We start from the raw sequence: 3,517 nt of genomic DNA, 5'->3' as shown, positions 1-3,517 counted from the left end.
TCATCAAATGGATCCGCAACCGGTCTTCCGCGTGGTATCTCACTTTGTTCATCGCCTGGCTTGAGTTCCGGTAGTGGAAGTAGTTTGCCCAGCCTCGCAGGCTGCGGTTCACGGTTCCCGCGACGCCACTCAAAGGGATGGGGGTCAGATTCCTTCCTGTCAGCTCCGTCAGCCTCGCCTTGATCTTCGTCAGCGATTTATCGGCTGGCCGGACGTTCGGGTACGGGTTTCCAGTCTTGGCCCCTCGACTCATCTGAATCGTGAAACCCAGGAAATTGAAGCTTGCTTGCGTGGCGTCCACGATGCGGGTCTTCGCCTCGTTGAGACTGAGGTCCAGACGTTCCAGTACGTAGCGCACCACTTTCAGCGGTTTCTCTACATCTTTTCGGCACATGACGACAAAGTCATCCGCGTAACGCACGAGATGTGCGGACAACTTGCCCTTCAGGTGCCGCCGTTGCCATAGTCGGTCGAGAATATGCAGGTAGCAGTTGGCCAGCAGCGGGGAAATCACACCACCTTGCGGCGTCCCCTGACGATTGGCTTTCCCAGCGCCCACGGTCTTCTTCACTCCGTTGTCGTCCTCGCCGATGACCGGGGCTTTGAGCCATTGCTTGATGAGGTGCAAAATCCCCCCATCGACGATGCGCTCGGCCACCACGGCCAGTAGCTTGGCGTGCGGAATGCTATCAAAATACTTCGACAGATCGGCGTCTATGACTTGGGTGTAGCCGGCCCAGAGCGCATTGGCAATGTCATCCACCGCATCGTGGGCCGATTTCTTCGGCCGGAATCCGTACGAATGCTCGCAGAAATCGGCTTCAAAGATCGGTTCGATGACGAGTTTCACCGCCATTTGCGCAACTCGGTCACGGAGCGTCGGAATCCCGAGCGGGCGCTGACTGCCATCCGCTTTGGGGATCATGACGCGCCGCACCGGTTGGGCTCGGTAGGTCTTGTCTTTCGGATCACGGGCCAGGTCCTGCAGGAACGTTTCTACCCCAATGCCGGTTTCTATGGCCTCGAAGCTGACCCCATCAATACCAGGACTGCCTCGGTTGGACCGGACAAGCCGCCAAGCATGACTGAGGATGTCTTCCCGGCTGATCTTGTCGTAGAGCGCGTAAAAGCGGTAGGCCGGTTCTTGCTTGGCCTTGGCGTAAAGCTTCCTCTGTAGCGTCCTGATCGTATCTGGGGTGGTTAGCGACATGGCAATCCCTCGATCCTCCGCTCTTCGGTTGCGCAAACAAAGTAGGGTCCCTTCCCTCGACCGGGGTTATGTTGTCCCGCGATCTCGATCGGTACTATGAACCCCTCCGACTCCCGCCCGCAGCCGCTGCGCTTTCGTTGCCTTATACGCAGCGGTCGGTGGTCTCCCCACCCCCACAGACAGGTCTCCAGCACTGGGCAATAAGTCTTCGAGAACATGCCATCCCTGCTACCCCGGGAGTCGATTGACGCCACTTCCGTTATTCCAGCGTCCATCCAACGGCCTTCCCCTTCTGGCCACAGGGTCGGCTTCTCCGCATAATTTACGAGGCTACTCATAGGTTCACTTGCGTTACGGCCTGCTCCCTTGCTGCTTGAAAACTCACGACCCCGCGTCACCACGACGCCGCTTCCTCATGCTACCGCGGGGCGTACGGACAACTCCCCGGACGGGACTTCAACCCGCTAGACTTACTGCTGTTACTGCGAACGGTCAGGTCTTTCCTTTTTCCTCCGCGGGCGCTTGCCTTCGTAGTCGGACGATCTTGCTTACCCGCGAGTAGTTGTAAGCGGAAATAGTCGCCGATTTCGTTGAGGGTGTAGCGACCGCTTGCGAAGGCGGCGGAGATCGCCTCTTCGCGATCCGGATGCACGCGAGCACAGTGAGCCAACGCTTGACAAACTTCAGACCGAGAAATTGATCAGCACCCAGCGGGGGAAATCCAGTTTCACGCCGGCTGATGGCGAGCCGTTGCAGCTTGACCGCGACAAAACGACCTTTCGTCCTTTTCCGCGTGCTCTGTGCTAGCCGCCGGCGCCATCCGGCTGAGACCTCTCGCCGGGCCGAAGCCAAGCCAACGCGGCTGGATAAGCTGTCGAAAAAACTTACACAGCGTCGCGAAGCGAGATCTTCTTGCGATTGCAAATCACATTACGTCAATGAGTTGCATTTTATGGTGTGAAATTTGCTTCCATTGTGGCGTGGGCGATATTTGCGGTGCTTGCCCTTATATCCCTGACGCCCGTGGGCCGGCCAGCCGGCGTCTTACGACTCTTGAAGGAAATTCGATGAACGCGATGCTTAGAAAACTTGGGGTGGCGATCGCCGTTGCCGGGTCATGTGCGGCCAGCACGGCTTTTGCCAATGGAGTCGTCGATCTGTGGGCGATGTCCAATAGTGGCGATGGAAACTTGTGGACCATTGATGTCGGTGCCAACACCACCACGCTGATCGGTGCACTCAAGGACCCGGTGCTCGGCGACGTGGGCACTGGCTGGTCCACGGTTGCCGAGACACCTGACAAGACGCTGTATTTCATGCGGCGATTTCAGTCGGATGTTCACATCTTCAGCCTCGACTCGACCAACATCCAGGTCAGCGCCGGCATTATCACCAACGTCGTCAGCCTGGGTTCGACCGGGTTGGGCGGCAACCTCGACGGCTTGACCGCCGGACCCGACGGCAAACTTTACTTCACGGCTTACGATAACGACCATAGCGCTTTCGCGCGCAACGGACTGTTTCGCTTCGATCCGGGCACCGCGATGACCGACTTCGTCGGGACATTCGCCGGCAACGGTGGTCCCAGCGGCGTCAATTCCTTCTACACCGATCTGGCCTTCGATCCGCTTACCGGTGATCTCATTGGCACGGGTACCAACGGCAGCGGTGCTTTCATTCCCTACCGGCTAAGCGGCGCCTCGGTACTTACCGGCAACAACCACGTGTATTCCTACGTCGACGCGTTCGCGTCGTGGAATGCGGCACTCTTCGATGGCCTGGCCTACAATCGGCTGACCGGCGACCTCTACGCATCAGGCGATAGCGGCGGTGTGTACCAGATCGATCGCACGACCGGGGCAATCATCCAGAATGTCGGAAACAACGCTGGTTCTGGCGTTGGCACTGACCTCGCGGTCCAGGCCGACACCATTCCGACCGTGCCAGAGCCGGCGACCCTGGTGTTGCTAGGGCTGGGGTTGGTGGGTATAGGCTTTGGTCGTCGCCAGAAAAAAAGGTAGGCCCGGGTTGCGGAAGCACCAAACGGGGTCAGGTCTTTCCCGGGGCAAACACGGGTAGAGTAGAGAACAGGTTTTCGCCTGCCCTCCCTCATCAAACCGTGCATGCAGTTTTCCCGCACACGGCTTTCCGATGTTCTTCACGCCAAGGCATGCGCCGAGTTCCAGCCCGCCCTGGTAGGGACTTTGTACAGCCCGTGACGCCGGTAGAGATGAGCACATGGAAACAGGCGGAAGCCAGTTCCTCGGTCCTTCACCTTGTGACGCGTCATCAAATGGATCCGCAACC

At 58.5% G+C, this 3,517-nt stretch carries 2 protein-coding genes; one reads left to right on the top strand and one right to left on the bottom strand.

The genetic code is table 11. From position 1 onward, the window contains the following. A partial coding sequence (gene ltrA / locus AW06_RS18755; protein WP_273704896.1) for a group II intron reverse transcriptase/maturase occupies positions 1-1,210 on the bottom strand: 1,210 nt, incomplete at its 3' end. A gap of 1,067 nt (positions 1,211-2,277) precedes the next feature. Here ltrA and AW06_RS18750 point away from each other — a divergent pair. After that, the gene (locus AW06_RS18750; protein ID WP_034953424.1) at positions 2,278-3,231 is read left to right on the top strand and encodes a PEP-CTERM sorting domain-containing protein; all 954 of its coding nucleotides are present in this window, start codon (positions 2,278-2,280) and stop codon (positions 3,229-3,231) included. Positions 3,232-3,517 lie beyond the last annotated feature (286 nt).

Origin of the sequence: Candidatus Accumulibacter cognatus (assembly GCF_000584975.1) — a bacterium.
In the GTDB taxonomy this organism is placed as follows: domain Bacteria; phylum Pseudomonadota; class Gammaproteobacteria; order Burkholderiales; family Rhodocyclaceae; genus Accumulibacter; species Accumulibacter cognatus.
This window is presented reverse-complemented; position numbering and strand designations above follow the sequence as displayed.